Below are 17,008 nucleotides of genomic sequence, written 5' to 3' on the forward strand. Positions count from 1 at the left end.
ATCTACTCAGAGTCTAGTGAGATCACAGATATGATGAAATGAATGCATTGAGTGGTGTTTTTTTAACCTAACCATTAAACATTGAGCCTAAAAAAGGCCGATATTTTCACATCGACCCACTTTACAATGTTTCTCGTTAGCAGTGCTTAGTCTAAGTTTTCTAAGCCCCACTTATACAACGCATTCTTCTTCAAGTTATGAATTTCTGCCACCAAAGCCGCTGCTTTTTTCAAAGGCAGCTCTTTGGTTAAAATCCCTAATGTACGCAAGGCTTCATCTGGCAATGAATCGTCCGCGGTTTCGCGATGACCATGTACCAACAATACCATTTCGCCACGCTGTTGGTTATCGTCACTTTTCACCCACTCAATTAACTCACCTAATGGCATGCCTTGAATGGTTTCAAAGGTTTTCGTTAGTTCTCTCGCCAACACGACTTCTCTATCTGGGCCAAGAACGTCTAACATGTCTTGTAGAGAGTCCAAAATACGGTGCGGTGACTCGTAAAAAATACACGTACGCTCTACCGAAGCAATCTCTAGGAATTTATCCTTACGGCCTTTGCTTTTCGGTGGTAAAAAGCCTTCGAAGCTAAAGCGATCGGATGGCAAGCCTGATGCACTTAACGCCGTAATGACCGCGCAAGCACCAGGAAGCGGCACAACTCTAACGCCCGCTTGACGACATTTTGTCACCAAATGGTATCCTGGGTCGCTGATAAGTGGCGTACCAGCGTCAGAAACTAACGCGATAGACTGACCGGAAAGCAGCTTTTCTACCAAAACCTGTGCTTTTTGCTGCTCATTATGATCATGCAGAGCAAAAGTTTTGGTTTGAATATTGAAGTGAGACAGTAATTTACCCGTATGTCGAGTATCCTCAGCAGCAATGATGTCCACCGTCGACAGAATTTCGATAGCACGTTGGGTGATATCCGCTAAATTTCCGATTGGAGTCGGTACGATATAGAGAGTTGGCCCCTCATTCGGCAACTTATTTTTATCTGTCATTTGTTTACCATCACTTCAACGATTAATATAGAGACAATTTTGTACAAAATTATAGAGAACTCACGGCAATGATTAACCATAAGAGACTCAGTGTACCACGCATACTTACTCCTGTTGCACTAGCAATTACGCTCGCCGCCTGTTCTTCAGGTCCAAGACAGCCTGATGGCGTTGATGTAACACTTGAGCCTACTCAGTCTGTTCAGAACTATATGATCCAAGCTGATAGCACGGAAGGCAGTTTACAAAATGACTGGTTGATCATGGCAACCAAAGCCGCTATTCAAGCGAACCAGTTTGATCAAGCAGAACTGTTGATCAAACGTCTGGCTCGACAACAGTTGACCGAAGTTCAGCAAGCGGAGTGGCAACTGGCGCGTGCGACCATACAGCAAAAGCAAGGCAATTACTCGCAGTTGCTGCAATTGTTAAACTTTAAACCTTGGTGGAAATTGCCAAACGAGCAATGGAAAGACTATTACTTGATGCGTGCCGACGCTTATCAAGGCCTTAACCAAGCGTTTGAAGCAAACCGCCAGCTGGTTGCATTTGGTCAATACGCCTCGTCAGCAGAGCAGAGGGAAATCTCTAGCCGTATTTGGATGAACTTTGGCAGCTACTCAGAATATGAACTCACCTCATTAGAAACAGAGCCGAATGAGGATGTTCTAGACGGCTGGCTTCAGCTGGCTGTTTATGCAAAAACGCTATCGGGCAACCTGTCCCAACTTAAAAATACGCTAGAGCGCTGGTTAAGCGAAAACCCTTCGCACCCTGCTGCTATCTACACACCAGAAGAGATTCAAAACATTCTCTCTCTTGATATCGTGAAGCCAAACAATACTGCTTTATTGCTGCCGCTGACGGGTAAGTTCTCGCCACAAGCGCAATTAATTCGTGATGGTTTTGTGTTTGCGATGATGAATGATCGTAATCGAGATCCTAGTGCAACACTTACGGTGATTGACACCAATGCGTATAACGCTGACCAAATTAAACAACGCTTGATCAATGAAAACATCGATTTTGTTGTTGGCCCTCTAGAAAAAGAGAACGTGGAGTTGTTACACACAACCATGGATGGCTCAGCAAATGGCCCTACCATTCCAGCCCTTGCGCTAAATATTCCCGAGGATGTGCAACCAGATAGCAATATTTGCTACTTGGCATTATCACCGGAACAAGAAGCCGCACAAGCTGCAAAACACTTGTTCAGCGAAGGCTACAACTTCCCTCTTATTCTTGCACCAAAAGGCAGCTTTGGAGAGCGTGTAACTGAGGCTTTCAACAAAGAATGGCGAAAGTACAGCTCTAACAAAGTCGCAGCAAGTTACTTTGGTGACAAGCGCCAACTTCAAAAAGACATCAATGAAGTATTTGGCCTGCAAGAGAGCAAGCAGCGTATCGCCCAGATGCAATCATTAATGCGAATTAAGCTTGAAACACAGCCACGTAGCCGTCGTGATGTTGATGCGGTTTATATCGTAGCTAGAAGCACTGAGCTGACTTTGATCAAGCCGTTTATCGAAGTAGCGATTAACCCTGATGCGAAAGCACCACAAATCTTCTCTAGTTCGCGTAGCAACAGTGGCGGCGCGACATACGAAGATCTAACAGGCATCATCTACAGTGACATTCCATTGCTGATTGACCCAGATCCTAGCGTGACCGCTGAAATGAACGAGCTTTGGTCAGAGCAATCTAACATGGAAAAACGTTTGAAAGCACTCGGTATGGATGCATATAAATTGATCGGTGAACTTCCACAAATGAAGGTCGTTCCTGGTTACTCAGTCGGTGGCCAAACCGGTATTTTAAGTATCGACAACAACTGTGTTGTACAGCGTGAATTGAGCTGGGCTGAGCGTGGGGCTCTTTAGTAAGCGCCAAATCGGAAATCAATATGAAGCTCTGGCGAAGCACTATTTGCAACGCCAGGGCTTGCGCTTTATTGAACAAAATTTCCTGACCAAGGTCGGTGAGATTGATTTAATCTTCCAACAAGGTGAAACTATCGTGTTTGTTGAAGTCAAATATCGTAAGAATGATCACTTTGGCTCAGCAGTAGAAATGGTAACGCACGCAAAAATGCGCAAGCTAATCAAAACTGCACAAGTTTGGCTTAGCCAACAAAAGCGCTTAAAACACAATATCGATTATCGGTTTGATGTCATCGCTATTCATGACAATGGGCGAGATATCAACTGGATAGAAAACGCAATCTCTGAAGGATAAGCGATGCTAGACAGCATTAAAGACAGCTTTACAGAAAGTATTCAAATTCAAATCGCAGCAGCAGAGGCGCTGCCCGATGCCATTACTCACGCGGCCCAAGCGATGGTCTCAAGCTTGCTCAATGGCAACAAAATTTTATGTTGTGGTAATGGCGGCAGTGCTTCAAACGCTCAACAATTTGTTTCTTGTCTTTTAAACCGTTTTGAAACTGAGCGCCCTAGCCTGCCTGCAATGGCCTTAACAGCCGATAATACAACCCTGACCGCTGTTGCAAACGACTACCACTACCAGGAAATTTTCTCAAAACAGGTACGAGCGTTTGGCCAGCCAGGCGACATTCTGCTTGCCATGTCGACTAGCGGTAACAGCAAAAATATTATCAAAGCGATGGAAGCGGCCGTAACTCGAGACATGACGATTATCGCGCTAACAGGCAAAGATGGCGGTGAGATGGCAGGACTGCTTGGTGAGAACGACGTCGAAATTCGCATTCCATCACACCGCACTGCACGTATTCACGAAGTACATATGGTGACACTCCATTGTCTTTGTGATCTTATTGACCAGGTGCTTTTCCCTGCTCATGAAGAGTAACCAAGACTGAGGGTCAGAATTATGATACGTAGCCTCGTTATCTTATTAACAGCATTGAGTTTAAGTGGTTGCGCTGGCTTGTTTATCGCTGGCGCTGCAACCACAGCAAATATTGTCACGGACACACGCAGTACAAAACAAATTTGGCAGGACAACAACATCGAATTCGAAGTTGCGGCGATCGGTAATAAGGCGCCGTTTAAAGGTGAAGTTCGTGTGGTTGCCAGCTCCTACAACGGTACGGTTGTTCTTATGGGTCAGGCTCCAACGCAAGACCTTATTCATGCTTTAGAGCGAAGAGCTCGAGAAGTTAGTGGTGTGAAAGTCATACACAATCAAATCAAACAAAAAGAGCCACTCACTGTCACTCAAATTAGCAACGACAGTTGGATCACAACCAAAGTAAAATCAGCCTTGCTGACCGACTCTGAACTCAATGGCGTTAAGGTTAAAGTGATCACTGAAGACGGCGACGTTTTTCTGTTTGGTTATGTCACACCAGAGCAAGGCGAGCGAGCGACAGAAATCGCGCGTAATATCTCTGGCGTAAAACAAGTCATTAAAGGGTTCCAATATGGCGAAATGGAACCTGTTGAAGTGGACTTACCGAGTGACGGTGTACAAACAATAGAAAGTGAGACAAACGCGGAAAATGAAGCCAACGTCGAAGCATTTACGATTGAGTAATTGCGAAATATCACTTGAAAACACGTCAAGACACTAAAAAGAAAAAAGCAGCGTTACGCTGCTTTTTTATTATTTAATCACTCTTAAGCTTGGTTTACCTTTTGGTCGAGGAGCATCATCCTCTTCGGCATCCGAATCAGAGGCTAACTCAGAAGGCTCATCGCTAACCGTTGTAAACGATGGGGATGATTCTTCCTCGGTCATCGCTTCTTCTTCGATGTGAGTGTACGCTTCTTCTGGTTCAAACATAGTACCAGCACCATTCTCACGCGCATAAATAGCTTGGACAGCATACACAGGCACAATTACTGAGTGTGGACGACCGCTAAAGCGAGCATGGAAGGTAATCGCATCATTACCTAACTCAAGATTACCCACCGCACGTGGTGCAATATTCAAAATAATTTGACCATCTTGAATAAACTCAACCGGTACACGTACGCCCGGCATCGTTGCATCCACAACCAAGTGAGGAGTCAAGTCATTGTCTACTAACCAATCGTAAAATGCGCGAAGCATATACGGGCGGCGAGCAGTCATTTTTGCAATATCCATAACGTGTTTAAAATAGCTTAGCGAACTAGGCGCATTTCACGTTCAGCTTCAGTTAAAGAAGCAAGGAACGAATCACGTTCAAATACGCGGTTCATGTACACCTTGATTTCTTTTGAACCAGGGCCAACCAGATCGATACCAAGTTGAGGCAGACGCCACAATAATGGAGCTAGGTAACAGTCGATCAAGCTGAATTCTTCGCTCATGAAGTACTCATATTCAGCAAAAATTGGCGCTAACGTCAGAAGATCATTACGCAGCTTTGTGCGTGCTTTTTCTGATTCTTCCGCATTACCTTTCATCACTTTTTCAGCGAGTGAATACCAGTTGCGTTCGATACGGTACATCATCAAGCGGCTGTTGCCGCGAGCAACAGGGTAAACCGGCATTAGAGGTGGATGAGGGAAACGCTCGTCCAAGTACTCCATGATGATTTTTGAATCGTAAAGAGCTAGCTCACGGTCAACAAGAGTTGGCACTGATTTATATGGGTTTAGCTCAACAAGCTCAGCAGGAAGGTTTGCTTCATCAACAAGCTCAACTTCAACACTTACGCCTTTTTCAGCTAGTACAATGCGAACCTGATGGCTATACAAATCTGATGCACTTGAGAAAAGAGTCATCACAGAACGTTTATTGGCAGCTACAGCCATGGAGCCCTCCAGTACACTTACAAATAAAAACAATGGAGGCTAAGCCTCCATTGTACATCAATTAAAATTGGGAATTAGCACGGTATTTTAGCACAATTAATGCACATCGCGCCAATACTCTTTCTTGAGCATCACGACAACGATGGTTAGAAGCACTAAGAAGCCCATTACCCACCAACCTAAAGCATGACGCTCAAGCTGCACAGGGTCACCTGAATAAACCAAGAAGTTCACTAGGTCACCAACCGCTTTGTCGTATTCGCCTTCGCTCAGCTCACCCGTACCATCTGTTTCAGTACCAACAACAACTTGTACTTCTTCGCCATCTACGATTTTCGTATCGTAAATCGGCGTCGGGATGCCTTGTAGCTCTTCGAGCACATGTGGCATACCAACACTCGGGAAGACAATATTGTTCACGCCGAATGGACGAGATGGATCAACATAGAAAGAGCGTAAGTAAGTGTATAACCAATCAGCACCACGAACTCGTGCAACCAACGTAAGATCTGGTGGTGGAGCACCAAACCAGTTTGCCGCTTGCTTCGGTGGCATTGCGTTGACCATTAGATCACCGATTTTCGCTTCAGGATTGAAAATCAGGTTTTCTTTCATTAAGTCTGTTGGAATTTCCAAGTCTGTTGCTACACGCTCATAACGCTGATACTGCGTTGAGTGACAAGCAAAACAGTAGTTCATGAACAACTTCGCACCGTTTTGTAGCGAAGCTTTATCCGTTAGGTCAACATTCGCTTTATCAAGCGGAACGTTAGCCCCCGCTGCCATCGCTAGTGATGGCAACATAGCAAATAGAATTACAATCCACTTCTTCATTTGAATGTCACCCTCTCTGGTAATGGTTTGGTTGCTTCATTTTTGCTGTAGAAGAACAGCAACACAAAGAACATGAAGTAACACAAGCTAAAGATCTGAGATAGTAGTGTGTACGTTGGTGTTGCAGGTAACGCACCTAAAATACCCAGAGCGATAAAGGCGATAGTGAACTGTACAATATTCAACAGATGAAGTTTGCTACGGTAACGGTATGAACGAACTTTACAACGATCCAACCAAGGTAGAACAAACAGCACTGCAATTGACGCACCCATTAGGATAACACCTAATAGTTTGTCTGGAACCGCACGTAAAATTGCGTAAAACGGCGTGAAGTACCATACAGGAGCAATGTGCTCTGGTGTCTTCAGTGGGTTGGCCGCTTCAAAGTTAGGCGGTTCAAGGAAGTATCCTCCCATTTCTGGGTTAAAGAACAGCACGTAACAGAAGAAGAACAAGAAACCAGCCACACCAACTAAGTCCTTAACCGTACCGTATGGGTGGAAAGGAATAGAGTCGATAATGTCGTATTTCTTCGTGTAGTAATCGTGGAACTTGAACTGTGTCTTGTAATCATCGCCCATTGAACCTTTTGGTAGCTTAGTTTCGATACCATCAGGGTTGTTTGAGCCGACTTCGTGCAGCGCCAATACGTGCAGAACCACAAGAAGAAGCAGAACGATAGGCAGTGCAATAACGTGTAGTGCGAAGAAACGGTTTAACGTTGCACCAGAGATGATGTAGTCACCACGGATCCAAAGCGTTAGGTCATCACCGATAACAGGAATCGCACCAAACAAAGAAATGATTACCTGTGCACCCCAGTATGACATCTGACCCCATGGCAGTAGGTAACCCATGAATGCTTCAGCCATTAGAACAAGGAAGATCAACATACCGAAGATCCACAGTAGTTCACGAGGTTTTTGGTATGAGCCGTAGATCAGGCCACGGAACATGTGCAAGTACACAACAACGAAAAACGCAGATGCGCCAGTTGAGTGCATGTAACGTAGAAGCCAACCGTACTCTACATCACGCATGATGTACTCGATAGAAGCAAACGCACCGTCACCAGAAGGAACGTAGTTCATCGTTAGCCAAATACCCGTTAGGATTTGGTTAACCAGAACCAGCATCGCCAGAGAACCGAAAAGGTACCAAAAGTTGAAGTTCTTAGGCATTGGGTATTCAGACAAATGCTTTTTATAAGCATTCATTGCAGGAATACGCTTTTCAACCCAGTCTAACATTGCTTGCATTATGCATCCCCCTCATCAACACCCACAATGAGCTTGGTGTCGCTCAAATACATGTGCTTAGGAACGACAAGGTTCAATGGAGCAGGTACCCCTTGGAACACTCGACCAGCCATATCGAACTTAGAACCATGACAAGGACAGAAGAAGCCAGATCTTACGCCCTGGACCTGCTCTGAGAAAGAGTCTGGTAGATAGGTTGGTGAACAACCTAGGTGAGTACAGAAACCAACAGCGACAAAAAACTCTTCCTTAATCGAACGAAACTCATTCTGAGCGTACTCAGGCTGCTGTTCCATTTCAGATTGCGGATCACGAAGCTTATCGCCGATCGTTTTTAAGTTATCTAGAACGCTTTGAGTGCGGCGAACAATCCATACAGGTTTCCCCTGCCACTCGACACGAACCAGCTGACCTGGTTCAATTTTACTTATATCCACTTCCACCGGTGCACCTGCCGCTTTGGCTTTGGCACTCGGATTCCATGATTTGATAAAAGGCACGGCGACGGCGACTGCCCCTAACCCACCAACAACTGCCGTTGTAGCGGTTAGAAAACGCCTGCGACCGTTATTTAAAGGCGCGTTGCTCATCCAAACATTCTCCCATTTGCTCCCTTTGGATCGTTATTATTCCGCTTATAAGAGCATGGCTAACAAATAATGAATTTAGTTCTATTTATTGGAGGGAAATGATAAAGAAAACCCTACTTTTTGACAAGATAAAGCTACCTTTTTGTAACATTTGTGAGGCAAATCGCTCGCGTCGTCACAAAAGCGGCAGAATTATAAAAAATTGATGTGATTTGTAACAAGAAAGCACAACATGGAAGTTCTGCTGAAAGCTATTCAAACCTTTTATCTTGGTAGTTTTCAGTTAATTACACAGCAAAATATTTCTTAGTGCGCATTCAACTTACGTTGTTTGTATTTTCACTTTTGTAGCACGCCGCATACGCAAAAAAGACGAGTAGGCATTTTAAAACATGTTGCAGGGATATTAAGACGTAAAGGCACCCACAGCAGATAAATAAGCTTATAACGTATGGTAAGGAAGAAGCCTTACTCTGAACCTAGTTATAAGTGAATACAAATGGATATTGATAGGCTGGTATAAAAACAAAAAAGCCCGGCATAGAGCCGAGCTTTTGGTACACAGTTTCCAGAGTAACTCTGAAAAGCAGAATTTCCAATAAGAGGAAATTAACGCTTAGAGAACTGTGGACGACGACGTGCTTTACGTAGACCAACTTTCTTACGTTCAACGCAACGAGCGTCACGAGTAACGTAGCCAGCTGCGCGTAGAGCAGGACGTAGAGACTCATCGTATTCCATAAGCGCGCGAGTGATACCGTGACGGATAGCACCAGCTTGACCAGAAATACCGCCGCCTTTAACTGTTACGTAAAGGTCTAGCTTTTCAGTTAGTTCAACAAGTTCTAGAGGTTGTTGTACAACCATGCGAGCTGTTGGACGACCGAAGTATTCGTCAAGGTTACGCTTGTTTACTACAATGTTGCCGCTGCCTGGTTTAATAAAAACACGTGCAGCTGAGCTTTTGCGACGGCCAGTGCCGTAGTATTGATTCTCTGCCATTTTCGAAATCCCCAATTAGATGTCTAGTACTTGTGGTTGTTGAGCAACATGGTTGTGCTCAGCGCCTGCGTAAACTTTAAGCTTACGGTACATAGCACGGCCTAGAGGACCACGTGGAAGCATGCCTTTAACTGCAAGCTCAAGAACCATCTCAGGTTTACGATCGATCAACTTTTCAAAAGTGATAGATTTTAGACCACCTGGGAACTCAGAGTGACGGTAGTACACTTTGTTCTTAGCTTTGTTACCAGTTACAGCAACTTTCTCAGCGTTGATAACGATGATGTAGTCACCAGCGTCAACGTGAGGAGTGTATTCAGCTTTATGTTTGCCACGTAGGCGAGATGCAATTTCACTTGCTAGACGACCAAGAGTTTTACCTTCAGCGTCTACAACGTACCAGTCGCGTTTTACAGTTTCTGGTTTAGCAACGAAAGTTTTCATGCTAATAATAACCCGTTAATTAAAATTTAAACTTTAAGGAACACCGTTCTGGTGCTCCCACACTGTCTAAGAGCCCAGTCATCACCCCTTCGAGTCGTTGGTACTCTCGACCTTCAATTTCGAAATAACTTCGATAATCCGGTCTGCAGTAACGGTGGGTCGCAGGATTATAGAGAAGAGCGAAGAAAAAATCACCTTTTTTTGCGCCAAATCACTAATTTTTTCTTCACTTTTTAAGAACCCACTAGATTTAGGCCAAATGCTCACGCGCGAGGTACTCATGACTTTGCATCTCAGTGAGCCGAGACAAACAGCGCTTAAATTCAAACTCGAGCTGCCCCTCAGTATATAAGTCTTCCATTGGCACTTCAGCAGAAATAATCAACTTCACATTGCGCTCGTAAAACTCATCGACCAGTGCGATAAAACGCCTCGCAGCGTCATCTATTTTTCGGTTCATCTGTTGAACGTCCGCCAATAATACCGTGTGATAAATTCGGGACAGCTCAATGTAGTCATTTTGACTGCGAGCGGTTTGGCATAACTGAGCAAACGACGCATGCAGAACCCCATCACTCGCTTCAATTACCTCAAGCTGACGGTGATTAACTTCGATTTGATGAGCGACGATCTGACGTTCGCCCGTCAGCTGCTGATAATACTTGTTGAGATTAATGTTGGCCTGTTCATCAAGTGGATAATGGTATATTTCGGCCTGTTCAAGCGTTCTTAAGCGATAATCAACGCCACTATCAACATTCAACACGTGACAGCGTGCCAAAATCATATCAATTGCAGGCAAAAAGCGCGCTCTTTGTAAGCCATTACGATATAAGTTCTGCGGTTCGATGTTTGAAGTCGCGACTAGGATCATCTGCCGCTTGAACATCTCTTGGAGTAACGTTGCAAGGATCATGGCATCCGTAATGTCAGAGACAAAAAATTCATCAAAGCAAACCACATCCGCTTCTTCTTTGAATTTATCCGCTACTTTTGCTAGCGGATTTTCGACATCACCTAACAGCTTCAACTCATCATGTACTCGATACATGAAGCGGTGAAAGTGTACGCGCATTTTTCTTTGGGTTGGTAAAGCATCAAAAAACGCATCCATGAGGTACGTTTTACCGCGTCCGACTCCTCCCCAAAAGTAAAGACCTTTTGGGGGCTCAGGCATGTCGATTTTTTTCCCCATGAGCTTTTGCCATTTGGAAAGCTGGGGCACAGGAGCTGACTGAAACTCAACGATAGCATGGTAAAGCTTATCTAATGCAACGACCGCTTGATACTGAGCTTCATCACGCTGAAACCCGTGTTCTGCTATGTCTTTTTGATATTGTTGTAGTGGTGTCATCGTATTAAGTCGTATAGAGGTACTGGGAAAAGGGTTACCTCGGGGTCAACTTTGAGAATAGAGAGAAGTAGTTATCAGTCCCCGAAGACATACTGCTATTTTTCTTTATCGGCTGTTCAAGCCATAGTAACATGGACTGGCACCGCGTGTAACTAAGTAGTAAAAGACTTGTTAAAACAACTATAAGGAGCAGTTATGCCTTGGATTTATGCCATTGTGGGTTTGCTGGTCGGTACAATCGTAGGCGTAGTCATTAGTAGACTAACCACCCCTGAATACAAGAAACAAAAGTCTGTGCAGAAAGAACTTGAAGCGGCCAAGTTTGAACTAGAGCAACAACGTCAAGAGCTCGTCGATCATTTTGCACAAACCGCAGAAATGTTGGATACACTAGGTAAAGATTACACCAAGCTGTACCAACATATGGCTAAGACCTCTTCTGAGCTTTTGCCAAACTTGCCAGAGCAAGACAACCCGTTTGATAAGAAAACGGCAATGTCTTCTGAAGCTATTGCAGAAGATCAACCAGAGTTTAGCGAACAGCCAAAAGACTACGCCAATGGCGCAACGGGTCTTTTAAAGGATCAAGAGAAAGAAATCATTAATGCTCCCGAAGCGGTAACCGCAAAAGCATCATAATCTTCTCTTACCTCTACCTATTAGGGCCGATACATTTGTATCGGCCCTTTTTTGAACTTTTTCTCCTTACCTTTGCTCTAACTTGGATGTGAACTGCCTCCCCCTTTGATTATCCGAACTAGGCCCTATATTAGTTATTAACAAAGTGAACTAACCGTTCGGATATTTCTTTTTGGCAGACATGTTTCAAGAGGAGTTATTGGATGAAAAAACCACTGCTTGCGCTCACCGTTCTATCTCTGAGTTTGGGCTCTATTATTGCGCCACTTCAAGCCACCGCCGCATTACCTTTAAATGTGGATGGCCAACAGTTACCTAGCTTGGCGCCCATGCTTGAGAAAGTAACCCCTGCTGTTGTGAGTATTGCTGTAGAAGGCAAACAAGTACAAACCAGCCGTATTCCCGAACAATTTCAATTCTTCTTTGGACCGGACTTTCCGATGGAGCAAAGGCGCGAGCGCCCGTTCAGAGGTTTAGGTTCTGGTGTCATTATTGATGCGAAAAAAGGGCATATCGTCACTAACTACCACGTAATCAAGGGCGCGGATGAGATTCGAGTTCGCCTCTATGATGGTCGCGAGTATGACGCTACGCTCGTTGGCGGCGATGAGATGGCCGATGTTGCGTTGCTTAAATTAGAAAAAGCGAAAAACTTAACGCAAATTAAAGTCGCAGATTCCGACAAACTTCGCGTAGGTGACTTTACGGTTGCGATTGGTAACCCATTCGGACTCGGTCAAACCGTGACGTCGGGCATCGTCTCAGCGTTAGGCCGTAGTGGCTTAAACGTTGAAAACTTCGAAAACTTCATCCAAACCGATGCCGCAATTAACAGCGGTAACTCTGGTGGTGCATTGGTCAACCTTAATGGTGAGCTGATCGGTATTAATACTGCGATTTTAGGCCCTAACGGCGGTAACGTGGGGATTGGCTTTGCGATTCCGTCCAACATGATGAAAAACCTCACCGAGCAAATTCTAGAGTTTGGTGAAGTCAAACGCGGCATGTTGGGTGTACAGGGCGGTGAAGTAACCTCTGAGCTGGCTGATGCATTGGGTTACGAGTCAAGTAAAGGGGCCTTTATTGGCCAAGTCGTACCAGACAGCGCAGCCGATAAAGCTGGATTGAAAGCCGGTGATGTAATTGTATCGGTAAACGGTAAAGCGATTAATACTTTCTCAGAGCTCCGCGCAAAAGTGGCAACGCTGGGCGCAGGAAAAGAAATCACGTTAGGTGTAGTTCGAGATGGTAAGAATAAAACCTTTGATGTAACGCTTGGCGAATCTACAAATATGAAAGCCAAAGCCGAAACATTACACGAAGGGCTCAAGGGTGCTGAGTTAAGCAATACGACACCAAGTGATGCAATTCAAGGCGTTAAAGTATCGAGCGTTGCAGATAACTCTCCGGCTGCTCAATATCAATTACAACAAGGGGACATCATTATCGGTGTAAACCGTCAGCGCGTGAAAAACCTTGCTGAGCTTCGTGCAATCGTGGATAAGCACAAAGGCGTATTAGCTCTGAATATTCAGCGTGGCGAACGTACTATTTATCTTGTTATTCGTTAGTCACTTTCAAAGTGATAGGAAATAAGGTTTTCGATGCATAGCATCGAGTAATAAGCCTCGAATACTTTTCCTTATCGCTCAATAGCTAATGAAAAGGGCAGCACGATTCCGTGCTGCCCTTTTGTTATTTTTCAATGTAATGCTATTCTTCATCTTCTATGCCATTTTGGCGCTCATGCATGGAGAGGATATGCTCAGCTTTTTATTACGTTCTGTCTTTTTAGGCTTGGCTACTGCCGCAGTGGTATTACTGGCGGTACCATCTTTGCGCAACAACGTAATTCCTGCCGCGCTAGATCCGCAACCTGTTAATATCGCGTCCGTTGAGTTGACATTTAATCAGGCGGTGCGAAGAGCAGCACCTGCCGTAGTAAACATCTACAGCCGTAAATATGTTGAAAATGATCGCAGTAAACTCTCGACTCAAGGTCTGGGTTCAGGTGTCATTGTCAGTGAGAAAGGCTACATCATTACCAACTACCATGTGGTTGCTCAAGCAGACCAAATTGTTGTCGCATTACAAGACGGTAGAGCCGCGGCAGCTCAGCTAGTTGGCACGGATAAACGCACAGATATTGCCGTACTGCGTGTCGAAGGTTCGAATTTACCTGTTATTCCTCTTAACTCTAATTACAAACCACAAGTTGGTGATGTGGTCCTAGCCATCGGTAACCCATACAACCTTGGGCAAACCACAACGTTCGGTATTATTTCAGCAACAGGACGCTCATCTATTAGCGACGGTCGCCAAGCATTTATTCAAACCGATGCCGCCATCAATGAGGGGAACTCTGGTGGCGCCCTAGTGAATACTCAAGGTGAGCTCGTCGGCATCAATACCGCCTCTTTCCAGCAAGCGACCGATTTAGAAACTTACGGTATTTCCTTTGCGATCCCTGCGCCACTAGCCAGCAAGATCATGCAGAAAATCATCGCTGATGGTCGCGTGATTCGTGGCTATATTGGTATCGACGGCCAAGATATTAATGCGGTCACTGCTCGCCTACTTGGAAATGAACACATAGGTGGTATTGTCGTGCTTGGTATTGATCCAAATGGCCCAGCCAATGCAGCAGGCTTCCAAAAGCAGGACATCATTATCAGTATTGATGGCAATAAAGTGCAAGGGCGTCAGAGCGTCATGGATATCGTCACCGATTTACGTCCTGGCACCACCGTGGACGTCGGCATCATTCGCAAAGGAAAAGAGATGAGCTTGAAAGTCACCATTGCCGAAGACAAGCAAGAAGCATAAAAAATCCCAGCCATTGGCTGGGATTTTTATTTGTGCGTTACTCGCTATCGCTCGGTGTTTCCGTCGTATCGGAATCATCCAGCTCAACTTCAATGCGAGTGACTCGCTGCAAACCTCTTGGTAATAACCCACCTCGGCGACCACGTTCGCCACGGAAGTTATCAAGGTCAGACGGTTTAAGACCCAACTTTCGCTTACCCGCGTACAGCGTTAACGATGCACCTTTTGGTAAAGACATTAAGTGAGATAGTACTTCTTCTCGCTCTTTTGCTTTAGCAGCAGGAATGTTGATGATCTTATTCCCTTTACCTTTCGCCAGTTGTGGCAGGTCTTTGATTGGGAACAGCAGCATGCGACCTTGGTTAGTAATTGCTAAGATTTCATCAGAATCTAAATCTTCAATCGCTTTTGGCGTCATGACCTCAGAGTTAGCCGGTAAAGTGACCAGCGCTTTACCACTGCGGTTTTTAGATAGCAAGTCAGCGCCTTTACATACAAAGCCGTAACCTGCATCTGAGCCCACCAGCCACAGCTGCTCTTCTTCACTCATGATAACTTGGCGAATACTGCTACCAGCCGTAATATTCAAACGACCGGTAATCGGCTCACCTTGACTACGAGCAGAAGGCAGCGAGTGCGATTCCAGAGAGTAACTTCGACCGTCACTACCTAGGAATACCGCAGGCTGATTACTCTTACCTCGTGCGTGCGCTAAGTATTTATCACCCGACTTATAGTTCAGGCCTTCTGCATCTACGTCATGGCCTTTCGCGTGACGAATCCAACCTTTCTCAGAAAGCACAACCGTGATTGGTTCGCTTGGAACAAGATCACGTTCAGTAAGCGCTTTTGCTTCTGCACGCTCAACCAATGGAGATCGACGGTCATCACCGTATTTCTCTGCGTCTGCTTTGATTTCTTTTTTCAGTAGTGTGTTTAGACGACGCTCAGAACCGAGTAGCTGTTCTAGCTTCTCACGCTCTTTCTCTAGCTCGTCTTGCTCACCACGGATCTTCATCTCTTCTAGTTTGGCTAAGTGACGAAGTTTGGTGTCTAGAATCGCATCCGCTTGGATATCGGTAATACCAAAACGTGCCATCAATACCGCTTTAGGATCATCTTCAGTACGGATGATCTCAATCACTTCATCTAGGTTTAGGTAAGCAACCAACAAACCTTCCAAAATGTGTAAGCGAGCCATGACTTTGTCTAGGCGGTGTTGTAGACGGCGACGTACGGTCGTGCGACGGAACTCAATCCACTCTGACAGAATTTGCACCAGACCTTTAACTTGAGGACGATTATCCAAACCAATCATGTTCAAGTTAACGCGGTAGCTGCGCTCAAGATCCGTTGATGCGAACAAGTGGTTCATCAACAAATCACAATCGACGCGGTTTGACTTAGGTACCACAACGATACGCGTTGGGTTCTCGTGATCCGACTCGTCACGAAGATCGTCAACCATTGGTAGCTTCTTCGCACGCATCTGGTTGGCGATTTGCTCAAGCAGTTTTGCACCCGATACTTGGTGTGGCAGAGAGGTGATAACGATATCAGAACCTTCTTTGTGCCATACCGCGCGCATCTTGATGCTGCCGCGACCGTTGCGGTAAATCTTCTCAATATCCGCTTGCGGCGAGATGATTTCTGCTTCTGTTGGGTAATCCGGACCTTTAACATATTGCATCACGTCCGGCAGTTCTGCTTTTGGGTTGTCGATCAAATGAATAGTCGCATCTGCGATTTCACGAACGTTATGCGGTGGGATGTCTGTTGCCATACCAACCGCAATACCGGTTACACCGTTAAGCAGGATATGAGGCAGGCGTGCTGGCAACATTTGTGGCTCTTTCATTGTGCCATCAAAGTTAGGTTGCCATTCAACCGTACCCTGGCCCAGTTCGCCTAGCAATACTTCAGCAAACTTAGACAGTTTTGCTTCGGTATAACGCATTGCCGCGAATGATTTCGGGTCATCTGGCGCCCCCCAGTTACCTTGACCATCCACTAATGGATAGCGGTAAGAGAATGGCTGAGCCATCAATACCATCGCTTCGTAACACGCTGAATCACCGTGCGGATGGTATTTACCTAACACGTCACCAACGGTACGTGCAGATTTTTTGTATTTTGCTGATGCAGAGAGACCAAGCTCTGACATCGCATAAATGATGCGTCGTTGAACCGGCTTTAAGCCATCACCAATGTATGGCAAGGCGCGGTCCATGATGACGTACATCGAGTAGTTCAGATAAGCGTCTTCAGTGAACTTGCGCATTGGCAACTGTTCGACGCCATCGTAGGTAATTTCTGTAGACAT

General features: G+C 45.3%; 17 protein-coding genes. 7 read left to right on the forward strand and 10 right to left on the reverse strand.

Features of this window, described 5'->3' with window-relative positions:
• Positions 1–146: 146 nt before the first annotated feature.
• Complete coding sequence (gene rsmI, locus F7Y48_RS12335) at positions 147–1,010, reverse strand: 16S rRNA (cytidine(1402)-2'-O)-methyltransferase (protein ID WP_226421555.1); 864 nt, start codon at positions 1,008–1,010, stop codon at positions 147–149.
• 68 nt (positions 1,011–1,078) lie between these two features.
• Between rsmI and F7Y48_RS12340 the strand changes: the two genes are divergently transcribed.
• From F7Y48_RS12340 to F7Y48_RS12355, 4 genes are read left to right on the forward strand one after another with little or no spacing between them, the layout of a single operon-like run.
• Positions 1,079–2,890 (forward strand): penicillin-binding protein activator, encoded by a 1,812-nt coding sequence (locus F7Y48_RS12340; RefSeq protein ID WP_048626628.1) that lies wholly within the window; start codon positions 1,079–1,081, stop codon positions 2,888–2,890.
• Complete coding sequence (locus F7Y48_RS12345) at positions 2,877–3,245, forward strand: YraN family protein (protein WP_316684372.1); 369 nt, start codon at positions 2,877–2,879, stop codon at positions 3,243–3,245. Before F7Y48_RS12340 ends, F7Y48_RS12345 begins: the two co-directional genes overlap by 14 nt.
• A gap of 3 nt (positions 3,246–3,248) precedes the next feature.
• Positions 3,249–3,839: a phosphoheptose isomerase gene (locus tag F7Y48_RS12350; RefSeq protein WP_005372901.1), complete on the forward strand. Its 591-nt coding sequence runs from the start codon at positions 3,249–3,251 to the stop codon at positions 3,837–3,839.
• 21 nt (positions 3,840–3,860) lie between these two features.
• A complete protein-coding gene (locus tag F7Y48_RS12355; protein ID WP_005396458.1) occupies positions 3,861–4,526 on the forward strand; it encodes a BON domain-containing protein in 666 nt (221 codons plus the stop codon).
• Positions 4,527–4,595: 69 nt separating this feature from the next.
• On the opposite strand, the gene sspB is transcribed toward F7Y48_RS12355, so the two are convergent.
• From sspB to zapE, 8 genes are all read right to left on the reverse strand, one after another.
• Positions 4,596–5,081 (reverse strand): ClpXP protease specificity-enhancing factor, encoded by a 486-nt coding sequence (gene sspB, locus F7Y48_RS12360; RefSeq protein WP_031780550.1) that lies wholly within the window; start codon positions 5,079–5,081, stop codon positions 4,596–4,598.
• Between the two features lie 17 nt (positions 5,082–5,098).
• Positions 5,099–5,734, reverse strand: a complete 636-nt coding sequence (gene sspA, locus F7Y48_RS12365; RefSeq protein WP_005372897.1) for a stringent starvation protein SspA — start codon at positions 5,732–5,734, stop codon at positions 5,099–5,101.
• A 96-nt stretch (positions 5,735–5,830) separates the two neighbouring features.
• Positions 5,831–6,568, reverse strand: a complete 738-nt coding sequence (locus F7Y48_RS12370; protein ID WP_005372881.1) for a cytochrome c1 — start codon at positions 6,566–6,568, stop codon at positions 5,831–5,833.
• Positions 6,565–7,830, reverse strand: coding sequence for a cytochrome b (locus tag F7Y48_RS12375; RefSeq protein ID WP_005372880.1), 1,266 nt, complete (start codon positions 7,828–7,830; stop codon positions 6,565–6,567). The genes F7Y48_RS12370 and F7Y48_RS12375 overlap by 4 nt, the downstream gene beginning before the upstream one ends.
• Positions 7,830–8,420, reverse strand: coding sequence for a ubiquinol-cytochrome c reductase iron-sulfur subunit (gene petA / locus F7Y48_RS12380; RefSeq protein WP_005396462.1), 591 nt, complete (start codon positions 8,418–8,420; stop codon positions 7,830–7,832). The genes F7Y48_RS12375 and petA overlap by 1 nt, the downstream gene beginning before the upstream one ends.
• Before the next feature lie 609 nt (positions 8,421–9,029).
• On the reverse strand, positions 9,030–9,422 hold the full coding sequence (rpsI, locus tag F7Y48_RS12385; RefSeq protein ID WP_005372876.1) for a 30S ribosomal protein S9: 393 nt from the start codon (positions 9,420–9,422) through the stop codon (positions 9,030–9,032).
• A 15-nt stretch (positions 9,423–9,437) separates the two neighbouring features.
• The gene (gene rplM / locus F7Y48_RS12390) at positions 9,438–9,866 is read right to left on the reverse strand and encodes a 50S ribosomal protein L13 (protein WP_012842158.1); all 429 of its coding nucleotides are present in this window, start codon (positions 9,864–9,866) and stop codon (positions 9,438–9,440) included.
• Between the two features lie 250 nt (positions 9,867–10,116).
• Positions 10,117–11,220, reverse strand: coding sequence for a cell division protein ZapE (gene zapE, locus F7Y48_RS12395; protein ID WP_316684373.1), 1,104 nt, complete (start codon positions 11,218–11,220; stop codon positions 10,117–10,119).
• A 195-nt stretch (positions 11,221–11,415) separates the two neighbouring features.
• On the opposite strand from zapE, the gene zapG reads away from it, so the two are divergent.
• The 3 genes from zapG to degS all read left to right on the forward strand — a co-directional run bounded on the left by zapG (position 11,416) and on the right by degS (position 14,685).
• Positions 11,416–11,859 (forward strand): Z-ring associated protein ZapG, encoded by a 444-nt coding sequence (gene zapG, locus F7Y48_RS12400; protein ID WP_258432480.1) that lies wholly within the window; start codon positions 11,416–11,418, stop codon positions 11,857–11,859.
• A gap of 203 nt (positions 11,860–12,062) precedes the next feature.
• A complete protein-coding gene (locus F7Y48_RS12405) occupies positions 12,063–13,430 on the forward strand; it encodes a Do family serine endopeptidase (protein ID WP_258432481.1) in 1,368 nt (455 codons plus the stop codon).
• A gap of 190 nt (positions 13,431–13,620) precedes the next feature.
• Positions 13,621–14,685, forward strand: coding sequence for an outer membrane-stress sensor serine endopeptidase DegS (degS, locus tag F7Y48_RS12410; protein WP_005395921.1), 1,065 nt, complete (start codon positions 13,621–13,623; stop codon positions 14,683–14,685).
• A 37-nt stretch (positions 14,686–14,722) separates the two neighbouring features.
• Here the strand turns inward: degS and parC are convergent, their stop codons facing one another.
• Complete coding sequence (parC, locus tag F7Y48_RS12415; RefSeq protein ID WP_124008979.1) at positions 14,723–17,008, reverse strand: DNA topoisomerase IV subunit A; 2,286 nt, start codon at positions 17,006–17,008, stop codon at positions 14,723–14,725.

Origin of the sequence: Vibrio sp. 2-1-2a, assembly GCF_032648565.1 — a bacterium.
GTDB classification, from domain to species: Bacteria; Pseudomonadota; Gammaproteobacteria; order Enterobacterales; family Vibrionaceae; genus Vibrio; species Vibrio diabolicus.

Bases quoted from the DNA above. Each gene is read 5' to 3' on its own strand.
- rsmI (WP_226421555.1), bottom strand. From the start codon at position 1,010: ATGACAGATAAAAATAAGTTGCCGAATGAGGGGCCAACTCTCTATATC.
- F7Y48_RS12340 (WP_048626628.1), top strand. From the start codon at position 1,079: ATGATTAACCATAAGAGACTCAGTGTACCACGCATACTTACTCCTGTT.
- F7Y48_RS12350 (WP_005372901.1), top strand. From the start codon at position 3,249: ATGCTAGACAGCATTAAAGACAGCTTTACAGAAAGTATTCAAATTCAA.
- F7Y48_RS12355 (WP_005396458.1), top strand. From the start codon at position 3,861: ATGATACGTAGCCTCGTTATCTTATTAACAGCATTGAGTTTAAGTGGT.
- sspB (WP_031780550.1), bottom strand. From the start codon at position 5,081: ATGGATATTGCAAAAATGACTGCTCGCCGCCCGTATATGCTTCGCGCA.
- sspA (WP_005372897.1), bottom strand. From the start codon at position 5,734: ATGGCTGTAGCTGCCAATAAACGTTCTGTGATGACTCTTTTCTCAAGT.
- F7Y48_RS12370 (WP_005372881.1), bottom strand. From the start codon at position 6,568: ATGAAGAAGTGGATTGTAATTCTATTTGCTATGTTGCCATCACTAGCG.
- F7Y48_RS12375 (WP_005372880.1), bottom strand. From the start codon at position 7,830: ATGCAAGCAATGTTAGACTGGGTTGAAAAGCGTATTCCTGCAATGAAT.
- petA (WP_005396462.1), bottom strand. From the start codon at position 8,420: ATGAGCAACGCGCCTTTAAATAACGGTCGCAGGCGTTTTCTAACCGCT.
- rpsI (WP_005372876.1), bottom strand. From the start codon at position 9,422: ATGGCAGAGAATCAATACTACGGCACTGGCCGTCGCAAAAGCTCAGCT.
- rplM (WP_012842158.1), bottom strand. From the start codon at position 9,866: ATGAAAACTTTCGTTGCTAAACCAGAAACTGTAAAACGCGACTGGTAC.
- zapE (WP_316684373.1), bottom strand. From the start codon at position 11,220: ATGACACCACTACAACAATATCAAAAAGACATAGCAGAACACGGGTTT.
- zapG (WP_258432480.1), top strand. From the start codon at position 11,416: ATGCCTTGGATTTATGCCATTGTGGGTTTGCTGGTCGGTACAATCGTA.
- F7Y48_RS12405 (WP_258432481.1), top strand. From the start codon at position 12,063: ATGAAAAAACCACTGCTTGCGCTCACCGTTCTATCTCTGAGTTTGGGC.
- degS (WP_005395921.1), top strand. From the start codon at position 13,621: ATGCTCAGCTTTTTATTACGTTCTGTCTTTTTAGGCTTGGCTACTGCC.
- parC (WP_124008979.1), bottom strand. From the start codon at position 17,008: ATGTCTACAGAAATTACCTACGATGGCGTCGAACAGTTGCCAATGCGC.